We start from the raw sequence: 19,057 nt of genomic DNA, 5'->3' as shown, positions 1-19,057 counted from the left end.
GCCTGTTGCACGTGTCCATTCTCATGACGCAAAATCGCCGCCGTCGCAACATGGTCCAATCGGGGACTCCGTTCCACTCATGCTGACAGCCCAGTCGATCACCAAGACCTTCGGCGGCAATCGTGCCGTCGATGAGGTGTCCTTCACGATCAAGGAGGGTACGATCACGGGTCTCATAGGGCCAAATGGGGCAGGCAAGACAACCCTCTTCAATTGTCTAGCAGGCCTGTTCCCGCCAACTTCCGGATCTCTCAGTCTCGAGGGAGAGCGGATCGACGGGCTTTCCCCGGATCGGATCTTCGCTAGAGGACTCGCCCGGACGTTTCAGATCCCCAGGCCATTTCCAGAGATGACGGTTCTGGAGAACGTTATGGTGGCGCCATTGCACCAGCGGGGCGAGCGGTTCTGGGCCAATTGGCTCACGCCGGGCCGGGTGGCCGCCGAGGAACGGACGCTAGCGGCCGCAGCCCGGCACTGGATCGACTTTGTGGGCCTGTCCCATCTCGCTGATCAACCGGCCCGCGTCCTGTCCGGTGGGCAGCGCAAACTCTTGGAGCTCGCCCGGGTTCTTGTGGCCAAGCCGCGCTTGATCCTGCTCGATGAACCGGGAGCTGGGGTCAACCCTGTGCTGTTGGACGCGATCGTCGATCGGATCGTGAGTCTCAACCGACAGGGCGTCACATTCCTGGTCATCGAGCACAACATGGATCTGGTGATGAACCTGTGCAGTCCCATCATGGTGATGGCGCAGGGGCGCCTTTTGATGGCCGGAACAGCCCAAGAGGTCCGTGACGATCCGAGGGTGGTCGAGGCCTATCTCGGCGGAGCCCCGGCGTGACGGCTCTCCGGGTCGAGGCGCTGGAGGCCGGCTACGAGCCGGGGCTTCCGATCGTGCGGGGCGCGTCACTGTCGGTCGAATCCAACGAGATTGTTGCTGTCCTCGGACCGAACGGAGCCGGAAAGTCGACGCTGATCAAGGCAATCGCCGGGCTCGTACCGATCTCTGCAGGAAGGGTTCTCCTGCACGATCGCGAGATCACCGGACGCGCGGCTCATCGATTGCCGCACGAGGGCCTTGGATTCGTGCCACAGACCGAAAATGTGTTCGTGAACCTGTCAATCGACGACAATCTCGATCTCGCTGCCTCAATCCTGAAGGTGCCGAAGAAGCGGCGGCTCGGCGAACTCTATGCCCTGTTCCCCGACCTTGCGCGTCAGCGACGTCTCCTGGCCGGTCGTCTCTCAGGCGGCCAGCGCCAGATGCTCGCTGTTGCTCGAGCGCTGGTCGGGGAGCCGAAGGTCTTGATGCTGGATGAGCCCTCGGCCGGCCTTTCGCCAAAGCTCGTCGGCATCGTCTTCGAAAAGCTCGTCGAGGTTCGCGCTACCGGTGTCACAATCGTGCTGGTTGAGCAGAACGTCAAGGCGGCCCTTGCCATAGCCGATCGTGCCGCAGTCTTGGTCGAAGGAAGCACCCGGGTTGTTGGCACCGCGCGCGAGCTCGCGAACGATCCGCAGGTCGCTGCGCTTTATCTCGGACACCATCGAGGAGACACCTAGTGTTGCAGCTCATCGCCGACGGCTTCGTCATCGGCTCGGTCATTGCGCTTGGAGCCATCGGCGTGACGCTGGTCTATTCGATCCTGCGCTTTGCGAACTTCGCGCATGGCGAGCTCCTGACCTGGGGCGCCTATCTCGCATGGACAGCGCTCCTCGGCTTTGCTGCCGTCTGGGGACCTATGGAGCCGCTGGGCCCGTTCTCGTTTGGCTGGACACTCCTTGCATCGCTTGGCGTTGCAGCGATCGCTACTGCGGCGTTGGCGCTTTTGGTCGATCTGCTCCTGTTTCGTCAGCTGCGGCGACACGGGAGCGCGATCACGCTAATCATGGCGAGCTTCGGAGCCGCCCTTGTGCTGCGAAACCTGCTTCAGTTCATTTTTGGGGCAGTTCCAGAGTACTACAGTCGTGAGATTCAGGTTGCTATCCGGCTCGTCCCACGGGACGTGTTGGGCGGATTACGGATCACCCCGGATCAACTTTTTGTCCTTGGTCTGACGGCCGTTTCGGTCGTCGGGCTCCATCTCTTTCTCACGCGCACAACCCTCGGTAAGGCGATGCGGGCAACCTCCATCAACCCGCAACTCGCTCGGGTGACAGGCATCGACGTCGATCGAGTGATCCGCGCCACCTGGATCATCGGAGCCGTTCTTGCAGCTGTGGCGGGGGTGTTCTCAGGCCTCACAGTTCAACTGCGGCCACAACTCGGCCTCGACCTTCTGCTTCCGCTCTTCGCCGCGGCAATCCTTGGTGGAATTGGCAGCGTTTACGGGGCGGTCGCAGGAGGTCTCATCGTCGGACTTGCGGAGAGCCTGTCGGTACCCATCGTAGGGGCTGAATATCGGGCGGCGACCGCCTTCATAGTCCTCATCGCCATTCTGCTCATTCGCCCCACTGGCCTCTTTGGTGAGAGGCCGTGATGCCCGATCTGCTCGGCCTACTCTCGTACGGCACCTTCTTTCTCGTCTTTGTCACGATTTACGGCCTGGTGGTGCTCGGCCTTAATCTGCAGTGGGGCTTTACAGGCCTGTTCAACGTAGGCGTTGCGGGATTCGTTGCGATTGGGGCCTACACGTCGGCTCTCCTCACGGCGCCGGACTACCCAGATCAGATCGGCGGCTTGGCTCTGCCCATCCCCCTCGGCTGGCTCGGGGCGATGGTGACGTCTGGGCTTGCAGCCTTTATCGTCGGGGTGGCGGCACTGCGGCTGCGGCACGACTATTTGGCCATCACCACATTCGGTATCGCTGTGACCCTGCAGTTGGTTGCGTTGAATGCTCAGAGCTTAACGGGTGGTCCGTTCGGGCTGCAGTTCATCCCAAAGCCATTCGCTGATGTCATCGCCGATAACCTTGCCTGGAATCTGGCTTACCTGGCGATGGCCGCAACGCTGCTTGGTCTCAGCTATGTTGCCCTGGAGCGTCTCGTGCGTAGCCCCTGGGGTCGCGTTTTGCGGGCGATCCGCGAGGACGAGACGGCGGCCGAGTCCCTAGGAAAGCGGGCCTTCCGGTTTCGGCTCCAGGCCTTCGTGATCGGGTGCATGCTCATGGGGCTTGGCGGAGCGCTCTACGCGCACTTTGTTGGCTATATCGCTCCGGAGGATTTTCTGCCGATCCTCACGTTTCAGCTTTGGACGATGCTCATCGTGGGCGGATCGGGCAACAATCGGGGGGCCGTCCTTGGGGCCGTCGTCGTGTGGGCCTTATGGACCCTCTCCGGGAATGTGCTTCGGGAACTCGTCCCGGCCGAGCATCAGGCCAGGGCAGCGACCCTGCAAGTTGTTCTCATTGGGCTGCTTCTGATGCTCATTCTTATGGTGAGACCACGTGGCCTCCTCGGCGAGGAGGCCGTCGTTTCACGTCACATGAAGGACTCAGCTGGCGAAGTGCAGGAGGAATAAGGCTGTCGAGGCGGGCTCGCACGAACAGCTTGTTGCATCAGGCGGGCACTACGCTGAACTGTTTGAATTGCAGGCGTCCGGTTACCGATAAAGGCACGATGAAACCATCTAGTCCGGCTGGCTCCTCCCATTGCCCGGCGCAGGCACCGCACGGAACCCGATCGAAAACCCGTAGCTGCACCTCTGGTTGTTGGCCATCGCGCTGATGCTGGAACTCCCGCCGTGGACGTTCGTCGGGGAGCGGGCAACGATGTGGCATTATGCGGATCAGTCCAAGGATGCTTTGATCCGCGCCAATCCCTCCTTCGTCAGCGGGTCAATTCTGAGAAGATTGTGCCCTCCGGACGAAACCCGTTTCGAGAAGATGAGGCGCACATAGCCTGTTCCCTGGAGCGGGAGGAAATAGAGGCCGTCGGACTCGCCTGCCAGAAAGCAGCGCAGCCCAACGTAGAAGCTTTCCTCATACCCTTTGATGGCCCGACGAATGGCCGGGTGGATCACGAGGGTCGTCTGCCTGCTCTCACAGACCTCTTCAACGGTTTCGAAACTCAACACGGCTGAACCTCGCTGCAAAGGCAGCGGTCGACCGCTGCCTGGAGCCAACGCCGTGCAGTAGGACGTTGTTCGTTCAAAGCTCAGCTTTTCCACTAAGGGATGAGCTTGCCTGACCAGGAGCACTCGGGTATTAACTGCCGTTAGCACTCCCACGCGTCGAGTGCTAAACGTGCTGCTCGGCGCAGACGAGTGCCTCTAATTCGAAGAACTAGGAGGCTTGCCTATGAAGTTCCGTCCGCTGCACGACCGCGTCGTCGTCCGCCGCATCGAAGCCGAAGAGAAGACGGCTGGCGGCATCATCATTCCGGACACTGCCAAGGAAAAGCCGCAAGAGGGCGAGATCGTCGCCGTCGGCCCCGGCGCCCGTGACGAGAGCGGCAAGGTCGTCGCCCTCGACGTGAAGGCCGGCCACCGCGTGCTGTTCGGCAAGTGGTCCGGCACCGAGGTGCGCATCGATGGTCAGGACCTCCTGATCATGAAGGAATCCGACATCATGGGCGTGGTCGAGCAGTTCGCCGCGGCTCAGAAGGCGGCTTAAAGCAGCTCAGCCCAACTCGATAAGAAATCACAGGAGGTTAGCTCATGGCTGCCAAAGACGTAAAATTCTCCTCTGACGCTCGTGATCGCATGCTGCGTGGTGTCGACATTCTGGCCAATGCCGTGAAGGTCACGCTTGGCCCTAAGGGCCGCAACGTGGTGCTTGAGAAGTCCTTCGGGGCGCCGCGCATCACCAAGGACGGTGTCACCGTCGCCAAGGAAATCGAGCTCGCCGACAAGTTCGAGAACATGGGCGCCCAGATGGTGCGCGAAGTGGCCTCGAAGGCCAGCGATGTGGCGGGTGACGGCACCACCACCGCGACGGTTCTGGCGCAGGCCATCGTCCGCGAGGGCGCTAAGGCGGTTGCTGCCGGCATGAACCCCATGGACCTCAAGCGCGGCATTGACCTCGCCGTGGCAGAGGCCGTGAAGGACATTCAGTCCCGTGCTAAGAAGGTGGCTTCGTCGGAGGAGATCGCCCAGGTCGGCACGATCTCGGCTAATGGCGATGCTTCCATTGGTGAGATGATTGCTCAGGCCATGCAGAAGGTCGGCAACGAGGGCGTGATCACGGTCGAGGAAGCCAAGACCGCCGAGACCGAGCTCGATGTGGTCGAGGGCATGCAGTTCGACCGCGGCTATCTCTCGCCGTACTTCATCACCAACGCCGAGAAGATGATTGCGGAGCTTGAGGATCCCTACATCCTCATCCACGAGAAGAAGCTCTCCTCCTTGCAGTCGCTCCTCCCGATCCTTGAGGCTGTGGTGCAGACCAGCAAGCCTCTGCTGATTGTGGCGGAAGACATTGAGGGCGAGGCGCTCGCCACCCTGGTGGTCAACAAGCTGCGCGGTGGCCTGAAGATCGCCGCCGTGAAGGCCCCGGGCTTCGGCGACCGCCGCAAGGCTATGCTCGAGGACATCGCGATCCTGACCGCCGGTCAGACGATTTCTGAGGACCTCGGCATCAAGCTCGAGAATGTCACCCTCGACATGCTCGGCCGCGCCAAGCGCGTTCGCATCGAGAAGGAGAACACCACGATCATCGATGGTGCTGGTTCTACGCAGGACATCGAGGCACGTGTGCAGCAGATCAAGGCACAGATCGAGGAGACCACCTCGGACTACGACCGTGAGAAGCTCCAGGAGCGTCTCGCCAAGCTCGCAGGCGGCGTCGCGGTGATCCGTGTCGGCGGCTCGACTGAGATCGAGGTGAAGGAGAAGAAGGACCGCGTCGACGACGCGATGCATGCCACCCGCGCTGCGGTGGAAGAGGGTATCGTCTCCGGCGGCGGCACGGCTCTGCTGCGCGCTAAAGCTGCGGTTGCCAAGCTCACCAGCGACAACCCTGATGTGAAGTCCGGCATCAACATCGTGCTGCGCGCTCTTGAGGCTCCGATCCGCCAGATCGCCGAGAATGCTGGCGTCGAAGGATCGACGGTGGTCGGTAAGATCAACGACAACACCTCGTCGGACACCTTCGGCTTCAACGCTCAGACGGAAGAGTTCGTGGATCTGCTCCAGGCCGGTATCGTTGATCCGGCGAAGGTGGTCCGCACGGCTCTGCAGAATGCAGCCTCTGTTGCTGGTCTGCTGGTCACGACCGAAGCCATGGTGGCCGAGACGCCAAAGAATGACGCTGCTCCAGCGATGCCAGGTGGCGGAATGGGCGGCGGCATGGGTGGCATGGGCGGCTTCTAAGGCCTGCCTCCAGCACAATATGAGAAGAGCCCCGGAGTGATCCGGGGCTTTTTCGTTCGTGCTTTGAAGTCCCAGTAGGCGATCACACAGGTGAGGTTTGGGCGGCCAGCTGCGCCGCACTACGCCAGCTGTGAGACCTGGTCGTCGGCCGTTCTCTATCCTTTGCAACAGCCGCGTCAATTCTGGCAGGGAGAAGGCGCTCGGTAGGAGAGCCGGCCGAACATTTCTTCGTCCAGCCATGCCCAAGGCAATAACCGCATCAGTACTTATTCAGCATGACTACATTGGATCCAGCCGTATTGGTGCCCTTGACCGGCTTAATTTTTCTGAGGAGGGTAGGGGAGACGTTCCATCTCTGCCCAGTATCGGTGATCACCGTCACGGTCTTCTTGTTGTAGCGCGTCAGCATGCCCTCGAGTGGGCCCTGGCCGGGAGGCTGGAAGGTGACCCGGTCGCCAATCTTGAAATCCAGCATCTCCACATGAGCGCGCATCTGGTCGAGAAAGCGCAGGCGCTCGACGATGCGGTGGTTGAGATCAATCAGCTCGGCCTTGGACAACTGGTCAATGTCGATCGTCATAGAGGTGCCATAGCTTAGAGCCGGACTGGGGCCATAGAGCGAATGTCTGGCCGGTGCTTCTGCGTGTCAAGCGCCCCGATCCAGTCTTCAAGCGCGCTTGTGCAGCGAGACTGTGTTGCATAATCGGAGGAGCAGGCGCTCGAAAGAGCCCCAGATGAATCGAAGGGGCAAGAGATGTCGTGGGCGCAATAGGCAAGGTCGAGCCTCTGGGCGAGCAGACCGGCTGGGAGCTATGCTGGCACCACGCAGCACTAGGAAGCACGGGGCCGGGCGGCCCGATCACCTTCCTCGCCAGGGTGTGCCTGCCAGCGACGCACTAGGCCAGAGAACAGCCAGAGCATCGCCGCCACTGCGACCGCGGCCATCGCCCACCAGAGCACGGTCGAGAGTGCCCCGGCGTCGATCACCGGCCAGGGATGTTGCGCGAGTTCGGCACCGCGTTCCGTCATCCAGTGCCAGGCCGTGTGCGCCACCAGTGCCGACAGGATAATCGTGCCGATCCTTTCGGGCACCACATACTTGAACAAGAGACCAAGCGCCGGCACCGCGACTGCCAGCACGACCAGCTGGCCGACCTCCACACCGACATTGAACGCCAAGAGTGAGGTGATCAGGTGCGAGCCGGCAAACTGCAGGCGCTCGCTTAGGAGGAATGAGAAGGCGAAACCATGCACGAGGCCAAATGCGAAGGCGACGAACCAGCGCCGCTCGGTGCTGGGGCCGACGATGTTCTCCAGCGCCATATAGAGGATCGAGATCGCAACCAGCGTCTCGATCAGCGGCGTGAACCACAAGGCGTTCGGCGCCAAGCCATAGGCGGAAGCGATCAGCGTGATCGAATGAGCGATCGTAAAGGCGGTCACCACAACGGCGAGCGGGCGGAAGCGCCGGAATGGGATGACCAAGGCGAGCAGGAAGAGAAGATGGTCGATGCCTTCCAGGATGTGGCGGAAGCCGTCCTCGGCAAAAAGCAGGAACGCCTGCAGCCAGCTCGGATCGAGGTGCACAAGGCCGACATCAGCGTGAACGTCGAACACACGCTCCGGGCTGTCAGGCGCCAGGAAGCGCATCATGATGTTGACCTGGAGCCCGAGACGGGTCAGTCCCGGCCGGATGGCGAAATCCGATCGGTCCGACTCGATCGCGTATTCATAGGCGACGTCCAGCAGACCCTGCTTCCAATAGATCTCCGTGTCAGGCGGCAACGGACCGCTCCGGATGTGGGCCAGCGCCTGGTCGTAGCTCGCAAAGGAGCGGTCGGAGGCCAGCGACACCCGCGCGCCGACAAGCTGGGGCTTCCCCAGCAATGCGCCGTTCTCGTAGACCTCGACGAAATCACGGATCCAGATCTGGGCGGCGTGCTGCAGCGGCGCGTCGATCCGCGAGAGGTCGAGGAACCCGTTGGGCTTTAGCGGTACATCGACGTCGCGCAGCGACTCCATCGGCGCCCGCACCAGGAAGGTCAGGGTCTTGCCCTCCGGCTTCAGGAAGGCCAGGACCGTGACCTCGTTGGGCACTTCATGGGCTGACGTGCGCATGGGCCAGCCAATCAGCAGGGCGGCTGCGATGATGAATGCAAAGACGATCCGAAGGGGCGCCATGATTCTCAAGGGTTCTCGACAGCAGAGCCCAGCTTGGCTACATTTCAACATATTGACAAGAGCGGCGCCAAGCTGCCCGGCAAGGGGGCCGGGAGGAAACAGAATGAGACAGCTCTTCTGGAGTCGCAGGGCGTTAGTCGGTGTAAGTTTCCTGGCGGTGATGGCGGCGCTCGGCACGGGCCAGCTCCTGCTGCAGAAGGCGATTGCGCAGGGCAAGGAGGCCCCGCGCTTCGAGGTCGATCCGTTCTGGCCAAAGCCGATGCCCAACAACTGGGTGCTCGGCCAGACGATCGGCGTGGCGGTCGACTCACGCGACCATATTTGGATCGTCCACCGCGGCTCGGACCCGGCCGCTCTGGACAATACGGAGCTGGCCGTTCCGATCACTGGCAACCGCGCCGGTCAGCGTGTCGGCGAATGCTGCAATCCCTCGCCACCGGTCATGGAGTTCGACCAGGCAGGCAATCTCGTGAGCGCCTGGGGCGGCCCCTCTCCGACGAGAGAGTATGAGTGGCCATCGTCTAATCACGGCATCGCAGTCGATGCGGAAGGCTTCGTCTATATCGGCGGCAATGGCGCCGGCGATGCGCATGTCCTGAAGTTCACCCGCGACGGCAAGTTCGTCGCCCAGTGGGGCCGGGCGGGTGCTCGACAGGCGAAGCCCGCGGCTGCGGCCTCGGATCCACTGGCCGGGTATGCCGGCGTGGCGCCAGGGGGCGGTGTTCCCGCCGCGGGCGCGGCGACTCCTACGGCGGGCACTGCTGGTTCTTCTGCTGGGGCAATTCCTGCCGCGGCAGCCGCGCCGACCTACCAGGCCAACAGTCATGACCAGGAGAGTTTCGGCCGGGTCGCGAAGATCGACCTCGTTGAGAGCGCCAACGAGGCCTACCTCTCGGATGGCTATCTCAACCACCGTGTGGCCGTGGTCGACATGGATACGGGCAAGATCAAGCGCTATTGGGGTGCCTACGGCAAGCCGCCGACTGACGAGGTGCTGCCGCCCTACAATCCAGCAGCTCCGGTAGCCCAGCAGTTCGCCAATCCCGTGCACTGCTCCAATGTCTCGAACGATGGTCTCGTTTACGTCTGCGACCGCGCGAATGATCGTATCCAGATCTTCCGCACCGATGGGACCTTTGTCAAAGAGGTGTTCGTCGCGACGCAAACCCTGGCCGATGGCTCAGTGTGGGACATTGATTTCTCCCATGATCCCGAGCAGCGTTTCCTCTACGTCGCTGATGGCGTGAACGAGCATGTGCGCGTGTTCAATCGCCAGACCATGGAGGAACTCTACAATTTCGGGTATGGCGGCCGTCAGCCCGGCATGTTCCTCGGCGTGCATTCCATCGCTGTAGACTCCAAGGGGAACATTTACACCACGGAAACCTATACGGGTAAGCGCCTGCAGAAATTCGTTAACAAGGGTGTCGGCCCGGTCTCAACGGTGAACGCGGCTATGCCCTGGCCAACGCCGTAGCTCGGTTCGAACAAGCCTCGGCGCCGGCTTCCCGATCGGGGCCGGCGCCGTCTCTATTCGTCTTTGCCGAAAGCCGCAGTTCGCGATCTTGAGCCTCGACGTGGGTCCTTGGCCCTTGACTCTGTCGGCCTCCTCACGGACGCAGACGCTCGCTTCGGTTTATCATTGTTGTTGCCCGCGCGGGCGGCAGGGCGGCGGCCTTTTGGAGTGCCAGCCCGGTTCTTTTCTGGAGGATGCTGCGCCTTTGACGAGTACTCATCGAGAAAAGTTCGACAAGTGGCGAAGTCAGCTAGCACGTCTGGCGGACACTCTATCCCTTTCTGTTCAGCAAGTGACCGTGCATAGCGCGCCATCGCATCAGTTGGAGGACGCGGGCCGTTCTGCTGCGCTGCCCTTGCAGGTCCAGACGATCGTTGGGGGGCATGCTGATCCAGGAACGTCCGGCAGATAGCACTATTGGTCTTGAGCCCTCGGGGCAGTTTCAAGCCTCGCTGCGCAGCAATCGATGTCGCAAAGGCAATCATCGCCTTTGTTGGTGGTTTCGCGTCTGCCGTGGAGGGTGTCGGAACGCAAGTTGGATCAAGAGCGACAGTGTCCGATCGGCCAATCGTCGTGATCAGCTCACTCACACGGCTTCGGGTTCGCTCCTGATAGGCTGCGGCTTTACCGATCGCCTCAGTTCGCGAGGATGCACGCCCAATCTCGGCCAGATCCGCCTCGAACATCGCCCTGCCAACTGGGTCACCATAGGCGGGAAAAACACGCCGAACGGCTGAAATAAATGTGAGACCAACGTCCGTCACCTGGATCGGCGGGTCCTTACCCTTCAGCAACTCAACATACTGGCTCTTCTGGAGCTTGGGCAGGATCGTGTCGCGGGTCGCGGCGGTCCCGAGACCCTTGGGCTCGTTCGGATTCGCCGGGTTCTCGAGAGCCGCTTTAAGTGTCGGGTCTTCCACCTGATCGACGAGGCGCCCCATGACGACCGGCAACTCGCCTCGGGTGATCCGACGTGGTGGTTCGGTTTTGGCTGTCTCGATCCGGGCATCGGCTGCTTTTCCAGGCTCATGATCCCGTATGGGTGGGAGGCGCCCTGTGGTGGGCTCCTCGTCCGGCTTTACCTTGCCGGGGACAGTCTCGTTGTCCTCGTCGGCCTCAGCTCCATAGACGGCGCGCCAGCCTGGCGACTTGATCACGCTGCCACTGATTGAAAATCGCTTTGGGCCAAGTGGCGTCGGGACCTGCGCAGTGATTGTGGTGCGCGCATCGATGCCATCCGGCAGGTGGGCCGCCAGAAAGCTCTTGGCGACCAGTTCCCAGAGGCGGAGATGGTCTGCGCTGATGCTCACCGCCTGGGGCACCTTGCGCAGCGGCACGATCGCGTGGTGCTCGCCTGGGTCCTTGACGTAGTGGCCCTTGCTGCTTTTGCGAAACACCAGATCGCCCGTGGCTGGCACGAGGCTCGCAAGATCGGTCAGGGCTCCGACTATGCTGCCGATCACTGCGGTAGCGTCGCCTATCTGGCTCTCGGGCAGGTGCTCGGACTCAGTGCGGGGGTAAGTGAGATATCCCTGATCGTAGAGGTCCTGCGCGAGTTTGGCCGTATGTTGCGGATCCCAGCCGAACCGCTTGGCGCAGCGTCGGGCGAGGGTATCTTTAGAGAACAGGCGAGGGGGCGATCGACGCACATCCCTCTGCTCGACACCAAGCGGTCCTGACCAGCTTGCGGCGGCCTGCTGGATCGTCTCGGCAACCTGCTTGTCGAGGATCTTGTCCTTCGGTGCATACCAGAGGGTTATTTCGGCGCCAGTCTCCGTTGTGACGACCAGAGCAATCTTAAAATAGTCCTGCGGGACGAAATTGCGGATGCGCTTTTCCAGGTCGGCCAGGATCGCAAGCGTTGGCGTCTGCACACCGCCAAAGCGCCACGGCTCACGGAAGGCCGGTGGCCGCAATCGCAAGGAGATGGCGCGGGTCCCGTTGAGGCCCAGATGGTAATCCTCGTACTGGCGGCACAGGGCTTCAAGATAGGCGGCATAATCCCGCTCACCCGAGTCCGGCTCCTTGGCCATGGCAGCAAAGGCGCGTCGGATCGAGACCTCGTCGAGGGCGCCGAGCTTGAGACGGTCCACCCGTCCCCGATAGCCGAGGTGCTCGAGCACCTCCCAGGCGATCATTGAGCCTTCTCGGCCAGGATCGGTGGCGATGATGACCCGCTCCACGCCTTGGAGAGCCTGCTTGATCGCCTCGACCTTCGGCTTGTGCGACTGGCCGGAGCGGTTAGTGCCGTAGGTGACAGGAATGCGCTCGAGCACGATCGGGAGGGTGTCGAAGCGCCAGGGCTTCCACTCGTCCCGTACGTTGCCGGGCTCCTCGGCCGCCAAGAGGTGGCCCTCGGCCGAGACGCAGACCGTGCTCGGCGATTTGAAGAAGCGCTGCAGCTGACGCATGGCCGAGGGCTTCTCGAAGAAGAACAGTGTGCGCGATGCCGGGTGAGTGGCCATGGCCCGAGCGTATCCACTCCGATGGTGGCGTAGCCGCAACTGATGCAGCCTAGGCCAAGAGAACGGATCGAGAACAATAACCCACGGATTAGACGGGGTCAACGACGGAGCCTATCGCGACCAGACGGATACGCGGTCTTCTGTCCGGCCGCTGGGTGATCCTGCATACCGCCCTGCAGAGGGAGGTGCCACGGCAGGTTGATGGCAGCAACGGCCCGCCTGAGTCCAATGTGGTCAACTGAACGAGGGTTCGGCCGCCCAGGTCGGGAGCCGTCGAGATCCAGAATCACGACGGAAAGGGTTCATCGTATTCGGATTTAGGGCTGGCGCCCGAGGTTAGCCGTTAGGACCGGTATCAGAATGTGCGAACAAGCGGCTCCAAGCAGCCCGGCGCCGCCGGGCCGCGGTCCAGGCATAGCGGGGATCGCCCTCCAGCAGGTGGAGATGATCGACAAGGCGGTTACGCTCCAGCCAGGCTAACGCAGCCTCCAGCTCCGGCAGGGTCATCCGGGCTCGTCCCTTGTTGCCGAACACCCGCTTCAGCACCGCATTGTAGCGATGGTACAGCCCCTCTCCGCTATGCGGCACCCGCCGATTGGCCTCGTCCTCCACCGCCTGGGCCGCCACGGTCTCGCCGATGCGGGCCCGCAGGCGCCGCTCTGCCGCAGACGGGGACTCGCTCAGGGACGCCGGGGCAACCTGCCGCTCCGGGCGGAACTCGTCGAAGGCAGGGCCCGGTCTCAGGGTCGCATAGCGCAGTCCCAACGCATTGCTCTCCAGAGGCGTGATCCCGCGTCCCTCGCCCTCGTCCCGGTGCATGGCGAGGTACTCGGCCAGCCAGGAGGGTGTGCCAGTCTCGGCCTTGCGCCGACGCTGGTGTGCCAGCATGCCCTGTTCGGTTTCGATGCCGCGGCGGAAACGGGCAAACAGCGGATCGTCCGGGTGGAACACAAGGGCGCTCTGACTCTCGTAGGGACCGGCGTGGGGATCCACCCGTGTGGCCCGAGCAATCATCTGCTCGAGCCAGGGGCGGCTGCGGATGTGGGTCAAGGCGGCTACAACCGCCACCTCCGGCGCATCGAGCCCCTCGTAGGCCATGGCCACCGTGACCAGGATCGCGGGTTCCGCCATGAGCCGGAAGGCGGCCAGGGCCTCGGGGGCGCTCCGCTCATCGGAGGTCGCCAGCCGCACTTCGCGCTCGGCCTGCTGAGGCGGCATCCAGCACCGCAGCATCTCGCAGTAGCGGCGGGCGCTGCGCTGATCAGGAGCCACCACGAGCAGCTTGCCCAAGCCCGGGGCGGTCTCTCCGACAGCGAGCCCGCGTTCGGCCCGGCGGTGGGCCCGAAGATTGCGCGTGGCTCGGAAAGCCTCCTGCAGCAACTCGCGGGCAAAGCCAGTGCGCAGGGCGGTGAACAGGGCCGGGCGGGTGGTCACGGTCGGGTACCGCCCCGATAGGCGGTGCGGGCCGAGCCGGACACCTTCGGTCGCCGTTCGTCCCGCCTGCAGCCAACTCGCTTCACCATCCAGCGCGCCGAAGGTAACGGGAAGCACCGCGCGCTCCGCCACCGCCTGAGCCCGGGAATAGCCGATGATCGCCCAACCGGGAGCTTCCAGATCGACCTCCTGCGTGCCAGCTTCCGGTCCAGTGCGGTAGGGCAGCCGGAGGATCCGGCGGCCATCCGCCCGTTCCAGAGTCCCGGAGAGGAGCAGGCGCACGGTGGCAGATTCAAGCAGCGGCTGCAGCGCCCGGCTCCAAGCCGAGGCATCCTCGCTCGAGGCGGGGGCTTGACCGGATGATAGCGGGGCGGCCGGCTCATCCTCGCCGAGGGTGGGCAGATGATGCACCTCATCCACCACCAGCAGGGTGCGGTGGCGGCGGACCTCGGCTAGGTGCAGGTCCGGGGCTGCCGCGATGGCGTGGTAGGTGGTGACGTAGCCGGCTAGGCCGCGGCTGGGGTCGGGTTCGTTGTCGGCTGCACGAACCGAGAGGGCGTGGCCGAGCGTGGTGCGCCAGACCGGATCAGCAAAGGCCTCTTCGGCCTGGAGGCGAAGGCTATCGCGAGGCACAACCCAGCAGATCCGCTCGACCCGGCCGACCCCGATCAGGCGCGCTGCGGCGATGACCGGGAGGAGGGACTTGCCGCCGCCAGGGGTCACCGCCGCGAGGATGTCGGTGACCCCTGACGCTTCGCCATGGGCCATGGCGGCCACAAGGTTGGCCAGAGCGGCTTGGTGGGCTCGCAAGGGGGGCCTGTGAGACGTGACCATCAGGAGCGGTCCAGGGGCAAATCACCGGCCTCCAGCATGAGGCGATTCCGGCGCTGTGTGAATCCCTGCGCCTGCCTCGCGCGCGGGGGCAGTCGGGGGTGATCCACCGGTTGGGATGAGTGTTCAGGCCAACACGCTGCAATCTTCGCATGAGCCGTGCGGCAGGTTTTGGCATTTTGTCAATTTGTCATTGGCGACGGCTGCTGCGCACCCTGTGACCGACGCACGGCAGGACCGCCTCACACACAGGAACTCCGGAGCCCGGGAAAGCTGCGGGCGCAATGGATAGCGAACAGGTTTGGTCGTCGCTCTTTGTGGTCGGGCGTCTTGGATATTGGACGAAAATGGCTCTCAGCTGAGACACGATCAATCTTGCGGGGTATCGCGCTCGACTTCGAACCATTCTTGCGTGTGCGGTGCTTGAGCAGGTCGCGTACTTGACCTTAAGAGCCGCTCGCCCCGTCGTCAGGCGTAACGAGAATGTCTGGATACGAACTCGCCAGATCGTCGATCTCCGGAAAGAGATCCTCTGCGGGGTCAGGCGAGCGTTGACCCAGATGACGATCCGGGCAAGCTCGTCCCGGCCGTTCGCGGAATTGCGGCGTTGCACCAATTCGAGAAAGGTCTCGAGTTCGGTGATCTCGGCCAGGATCGCGGTGTAGCGGCTGACGAAATCATGTCGCCGCTTCTCCCGTTCTTCACGAGCCTGCGCAAGAGCGCGGAGCTTTTCGCTCAAGCGCCATTCCCGCTCGAAGCGTTCAAGTGCCTCCCGGCGCACCCGGATTCCGGCCAGATAGGCAACAACGCCATTGGCGATGTTCCCGGTGATGTTTTCAAGCCTCCGGGTTTTGCCGTTCCGCCAGATCGGCGCGCTGCTCGGACATGCTGATCGGCAAGCCTTATCATCAGGCATCCGGTAAGCCGTGTGACGGGAGTCGGCTCGGCGCGTCCATATCCGGTTCACCAAATATCCGCGACGGGATTAAGGGTCCCCTCCGTTCGCCCGAACTCCGCGCCGTCCAGCCCCCGCAATGTCGGGACATGCGGGTCGATCTCCGTTATTCCAATGAGGGAAAAGGATACCTGGTCCTTGCCCAAAGTAACCTGCAACGATCTGCCTCCAGCATGCATAGCGAGACGTCGACTCTCAAGAGCATGGGCAAGACTATCAAGGATACGGATGCTCCGCTCGATGTTCGCGATGCCGGTCACAACTCCACATTCGCCGCTACCAATGGCGCACGGCACCATGTGCGTCGGGCGTGGCCCCGCGGAGTGTTCGGGCCGTCGCGATGATTGTGGGGTGAACATCATTAAGCGGCTCGACTGGTCGTACCACTGTTTCCTTTAATGACTTGGGACGGGTCGGACGCCGGCCCGGCTCCGGGGCGGCCGCCCGAGGCGGCATCGCGGGGTGCAGGACCTGCGAGAGTGAGAGGTAAATCCACTCGTCTTGCGGAGTGTCAGTCCGATAAAGGCGGGTCCGCTTGACGTCCTTGCCATTGGCTTTCTGCGCCCAGTAACTACGTGGTGGAGCTGGAACGCGATAGCGGTCGTAGATTTTCCTGAGCGAAGCTTCGGACAGCCCGAAATTCTCGGCAACTCGCTCCGTCGGCATCGACTACACGAGATCGTACATTTCGCGGCGGGTGAGATCTGGCTGTGACATGCCACCAGCATTGCGGAAAAGCAGGGCTTAATCTGGGCCGAGGGGCTCTTTGAGTCCTGGCTCCGGCCCGGGCACGGTACCCACGCCCATGCGCTGGGGTGGATGGTCCTGGTCACAGAAAGCAGGTCGAGATCATCAGCCTTTGGATCCAGTTCCGAAGGTCCAATACTTGTCCGAGAATTTAGGGGGCGCCCCAGAAAATCGGTCGACTGGAGCCCGGAATGGAAGCGGACAAGATTGTTCGTTCCTTGCTGAAGCCTGTGCTCTTCTTGGGGCGAAGGAGGCCAACATGGCTCAAATGACCCCCGATTACATCCGCTCTCTCGACACGGCAAAGGGCCTCGTGGCCGCCCTGCCTGAGAGCACGGCAAACCCCACGACACACCGCACGTACCTCAAGCTCTTCCGGGAGATGTGGCACGAGCCGGTGCTCGATCCCCTGCGCCCGGCCGATGCCTATGACACCTATGCCAAACGCCGGTGCGCTCTCCTCTCCGGAGGCCGGTTCGCCATCGACCGGCTGTCCGAGAAGCTCGAGCAGGCTCTCACCACAGCCGACCCGGAGACCGGTCTGATTGCCCGGTCCCTCGATCGTCTGGTCGCCCGCGTCACGGCCGCCCTGATCCGGGATGGAAGGCTCGGGGACAGCGGGGATGGAGTACCGTCGGGCGCGGATCGATGGCGGGCCGTCTCGGAGGACCGGGCCAGGCGCGGCGCCGAGAGCAAGCGGTACCTGTTGGCCGATCTGCCGGACAACTGGCGCGAGCGGATCTGGGCTCGGTTGCCTGCCGACAGCCCTCATCGGTGGGCGCTCGCCGTGAGCGACATCACCGGGTGCCGACTGGCGGATCTCGTGCCCGGCAACCGGTGCGGGCACGAGTACGCGGGCGCTACTGTCTGCTTTGAGGACGAAGAACTCGTGATCTATATCTGCCCTGCGAAGACCACCGAATGGGTTCAGACGCGGTACGTTGTCGATGTCGAAGGCTGCGGAGCCGTGGCCCACGAACTCGTGGCACGGTGCAGGGCCAATGACGGTCAGATGACCATCTCAATCCGGTCGCCCGATGCCGTGCGCAAGGCTATCGAGAGGCTCGGGCGAGTTGTCTTTCCGGAACTCGAGGAGGCGATCACGCCTAACGTCTATCGTTCCCAGTCCCTCGCCGATGCCAAGGCCCAGTGGGGCGCGGGCGAGATGGTGGCGATTATGGCCGGCCATGCAAGCGATGGCACCCAGTCCCGTTATGGCCGGCGTGAGCATTCCACGGGCCGGCGGGCCCTCAAGGCTGTGAGCGCCACCCGCGAGATCAAGGTGGGGCGTGTCGCGCACGCCCAAGCGCTTGGCGAGTTGAGGAAGGGACGCTCCGCCAAGCCCCATCGGTGACCAAGTCCCGGGATGCAGGATCAGCAGATCCCTCAGGAGGCGATAACCTGTTCAGGTGGCATTCCGGACGCATCCTTGTTACAGGTGCAACGGTCTGCGCGGGAAAGTTTGCCGGTCGGCCCAAGTGATCAAAGGCACGTTTCGACAGACACGCGGATTACGGTTCTCGAATGACGGACACGATTTCAGTCTACGACCTGCAAAGCGCAGATCTGGCGGCCAGGTACGAAAGCGTGCTGGCCGAAACCGTGCACGCGTCGATCGCGGATTATATCCCGCGTGGTTCAGGTCTCCTCTCGCTGGATGTCGGAGCCGGATCAGGCCGGGATGCCGCATGGCTTGCATCCCTCGGACATGAGGTTGTGGCGGTCGAACCGGCGGCTGGCATGCGGGCCGAGGCGCAGCGGCGTCATCCTGATCCTCGCATCCGCTGGCTCGACGACCGTCTTCCGGACTTGAATGTCGTCCATGGGCTCGGCATTGCTTATGACCTGATCCTGCTGAGCGCGGTATGGATGCATATACCGCCGCCGGCACGGGCCCGTGCGTTCCGGAAGCTCGCTACCCTGCTCAAGCCCGGTGGGGTGATGCTGATGAGCTTGCGCGAGGGACCGCCAGAGCCGGGACGCGCAATGTGGCCCGCTCCGGCCGGGGAGGTCGAGGCATTCGCACGCAGTCACGGTCTTGCGGTTCTCCGGTCAGTGACAAGCGATGATCGGCTCGGCCGACCCGATGTCCGCTGGACTGCCATGTGCCTGCGCCTTCCCGACGACGGTGCGGGTGCCTTGCCGTTGCTGCGGGGCGTCATTCTCAACGATGAAAAATCATCCACCTACAAACTCGGGCTCCTGCGGGCCGTCGCCCGTATCGCCGACGCGGCTCCGGCGCTTGCCGTGCCGCGGCCTGACGAGGATGCCGTTGATGTGCCCCTCGGCCTCGTCGCGCTGAATTGGATTCGCATGTATCTTCCGCTTGTCGCGGCAGGCCTGCCCCAGATGCCAGGCAACACAGGGCCGGACGGGCTCGGGTTCGCGAAAGCCGGTTTTCGAGACCTCCTCGCCGGAAATGTCGCCGCCCAGGATCTCAGGATCGGGACCCGCTTCACTGGTGATCGTGCGACTGCCATTGCTCGGGCACTCGTCGAGGCGAGGCGCACAATTGTCGACATGCCGGCGACCTTTACCCGCTTTCCCAATTCGGACATGCCGGTGTTCGCTGCAGCTGCGACTGCTCCGCCGCGGCTTCGCGGCGACCTGACGCTTGACGGTGAAGTCCTCAGGGCCTTCGGCACCCTGACGGTTCCCGGCCATGTCTGGCGTACGCTGCAGAG

At 63.0% G+C, this 19,057-nt stretch carries 15 protein-coding genes; 10 read left to right on the top strand and 5 right to left on the bottom strand.

The genetic code is table 11. The features are described 5' to 3' along the window. The first annotated feature begins 79 nt into the window (after positions 1-79). From JQC81_RS00075 to JQC81_RS00060, 4 genes are read left to right on the top strand one after another with little or no spacing between them, the layout of a single operon-like run. Positions 80-838 carry an ABC transporter ATP-binding protein gene (locus JQC81_RS00075; protein ID WP_203269683.1) on the top strand — a complete coding sequence of 253 codons (759 nt, stop codon included), beginning with the start codon at positions 80-82 and terminating at the stop codon, positions 836-838. Next, positions 835-1,557 (top strand): ABC transporter ATP-binding protein, encoded by a 723-nt coding sequence (locus JQC81_RS00070; protein WP_203269682.1) that lies wholly within the window; start codon positions 835-837, stop codon positions 1,555-1,557. Before JQC81_RS00075 ends, JQC81_RS00070 begins: the two co-directional genes overlap by 4 nt. After that, positions 1,557-2,474, top strand: coding sequence for a branched-chain amino acid ABC transporter permease (locus JQC81_RS00065; RefSeq protein WP_203269681.1), 918 nt, complete (start codon positions 1,557-1,559; stop codon positions 2,472-2,474). Before JQC81_RS00070 ends, JQC81_RS00065 begins: the two co-directional genes overlap by 1 nt. Next, a complete protein-coding gene (locus tag JQC81_RS00060) occupies positions 2,474-3,454 on the top strand; it encodes a branched-chain amino acid ABC transporter permease (RefSeq protein WP_203269680.1) in 981 nt (326 codons plus the stop codon). The genes JQC81_RS00065 and JQC81_RS00060 overlap by 1 nt, the downstream gene beginning before the upstream one ends. A gap of 267 nt (positions 3,455-3,721) precedes the next feature. Here JQC81_RS00060 and JQC81_RS00055 read toward each other — a convergent pair whose 3' ends face one another. Beyond that, positions 3,722-4,009, bottom strand: a complete 288-nt coding sequence (locus tag JQC81_RS00055) for a hypothetical protein (protein WP_203269679.1) — start codon at positions 4,007-4,009, stop codon at positions 3,722-3,724. A 223-nt stretch (positions 4,010-4,232) separates the two neighbouring features. On the opposite strand from JQC81_RS00055, the gene groES reads away from it, so the two are divergent. Then, positions 4,233-4,547: a co-chaperone GroES gene (groES, locus tag JQC81_RS00050; RefSeq protein ID WP_203269678.1), complete on the top strand. Its 315-nt coding sequence runs from the start codon at positions 4,233-4,235 to the stop codon at positions 4,545-4,547. A 44-nt stretch (positions 4,548-4,591) separates the two neighbouring features. After that, positions 4,592-6,244, top strand: a complete 1,653-nt coding sequence (gene groL / locus JQC81_RS00045) for a chaperonin GroEL (RefSeq protein ID WP_203269677.1) — start codon at positions 4,592-4,594, stop codon at positions 6,242-6,244. Positions 6,245-6,503: 259 nt separating this feature from the next. Here the strand turns inward: groL and JQC81_RS00040 are convergent, their stop codons facing one another. Further along, positions 6,504-6,824, bottom strand: coding sequence for a hypothetical protein (locus JQC81_RS00040; RefSeq protein ID WP_203269676.1), 321 nt, complete (start codon positions 6,822-6,824; stop codon positions 6,504-6,506). A 251-nt stretch (positions 6,825-7,075) separates the two neighbouring features. Beyond that, complete coding sequence (locus JQC81_RS00035; RefSeq protein ID WP_203269675.1) at positions 7,076-8,425, bottom strand: HupE/UreJ family protein; 1,350 nt, start codon at positions 8,423-8,425, stop codon at positions 7,076-7,078. Between the two features lie 103 nt (positions 8,426-8,528). On the opposite strand from JQC81_RS00035, the gene JQC81_RS00030 reads away from it, so the two are divergent. Next, positions 8,529-9,902 carry an NHL repeat-containing protein gene (locus JQC81_RS00030; RefSeq protein WP_203269674.1) on the top strand — a complete coding sequence of 458 codons (1,374 nt, stop codon included), beginning with the start codon at positions 8,529-8,531 and terminating at the stop codon, positions 9,900-9,902. A 53-nt stretch (positions 9,903-9,955) separates the two neighbouring features. Here the strand turns inward: JQC81_RS00030 and JQC81_RS00025 are convergent, their stop codons facing one another. Both JQC81_RS00025 and JQC81_RS00020 read right to left on the bottom strand, forming a co-directional pair. Beyond that, entirely contained in the window at positions 9,956-12,406 is a 2,451-nt protein-coding gene (locus tag JQC81_RS00025) for a type IA DNA topoisomerase (protein ID WP_203269673.1), read from the bottom strand. Positions 12,407-12,742: 336 nt separating this feature from the next. After that, a complete protein-coding gene (locus tag JQC81_RS00020) occupies positions 12,743-14,674 on the bottom strand; it encodes a DEAD/DEAH box helicase (protein ID WP_203269672.1) in 1,932 nt (643 codons plus the stop codon). Positions 14,675-15,278: 604 nt separating this feature from the next. On the opposite strand from JQC81_RS00020, the gene JQC81_RS00015 reads away from it, so the two are divergent. From JQC81_RS00015 to JQC81_RS00005, 3 genes are all read left to right on the top strand, one after another. Continuing rightward, a complete protein-coding gene (locus JQC81_RS00015) occupies positions 15,279-15,563 on the top strand; it encodes a hypothetical protein (protein WP_203269671.1) in 285 nt (94 codons plus the stop codon). A gap of 1,069 nt (positions 15,564-16,632) precedes the next feature. Continuing rightward, positions 16,633-17,727, top strand: a complete 1,095-nt coding sequence (locus JQC81_RS00010) for a hypothetical protein (protein WP_203269670.1) — start codon at positions 16,633-16,635, stop codon at positions 17,725-17,727. Between the two features lie 170 nt (positions 17,728-17,897). Beyond that, positions 17,898-19,057, top strand: a 1,160-nt coding sequence (locus tag JQC81_RS00005) for a class I SAM-dependent methyltransferase (RefSeq protein ID WP_203269669.1), incomplete at its 3' end; no start/stop codon positions are given.

Source organism: Microvirga arabica (assembly GCF_016811235.1).
Taxonomy (GTDB): Bacteria; Pseudomonadota; Alphaproteobacteria; order Rhizobiales; family Beijerinckiaceae; genus Microvirga; species Microvirga arabica.
Note: the sequence above shows the minus strand (reverse complement) of the source record. Positions and strands in the feature narration are given on the sequence as shown.